We start from the raw sequence: 845 nt of genomic DNA on the forward strand, positions 1-845 counted from the left end.
TAATGCAGAAGTTGTTGCACCTTCAATCAACTCACCATCTTTAAACCACTGATAAGAAATTGGCGAACCACCAATAATATTTGCCGTCAACGATACCCGTTCACCGGCTTCAGTTACCACACCAACAGGCTGAGCCATAATCTGGACTCGCTGAACCAAAGCCCCTTGATCCATCGCACTATTCTGCACCTGAACAAGCTCAGTTACTAACTGATCATAATTCGACTCATCTTGACCTAAGTGCAAGCTAGTTACATCTGAAATAACGCCTTGCGCAGCGTAAACCAACTCATCAACAGCTACAGTGCTTGAGTCTTCTTGATCAAACAACACTAAACTGCCGCTTGCCTTCAGATTCATTTCGATCTCTTCAAGTACGTCAGTCACACCATCATATGCCCCGCCATTAGCTAGCTCATGCATACCCGCACTAATAGAAGATAATTTAACCCGCTCCGCGCTTGCAGACGACCTTTCGTCTACTTCTGTAATATCTATAGGCTCCCGTAATAAAACACCTTGCTCAAGATCGAACAGGCCCTCTATTTCATTCTGTGCGGCTTGAGTGGCGGCGATGGTTAGACCACTATCAGAATACTCTGCTTTTACGCGCACCATGTGGGTAAAAGGCGTAACATGAACACTGTTATCGGAAACAGACTCGAGAACAGGGCTAACGCTTGACAATACTAAGTCAGCACCTGGCGTAAAATCTTCGCCGAAATCGTACACACCGTTTTCGCTACAACCGCTCGTCGCCTCACAAGTCATTCGCGTTTGCTCATCAGCCGTCACCTCAAAAACAATCTGCTCACCTACAACACTGCGAGGAAGATTAATTGAGT

General features: G+C 46.0%; 1 protein-coding gene. It reads right to left on the bottom strand.

What is annotated here, in order from left to right:
* Positions 1-845 (bottom strand): immunoglobulin domain-containing protein (locus tag A3762_RS26775; RefSeq protein ID WP_197468898.1); only part of this gene is annotated, 845 nt, incomplete at both ends.

It is taken from the genome of Oleiphilus sp. HI0125, from assembly GCF_001635355.1.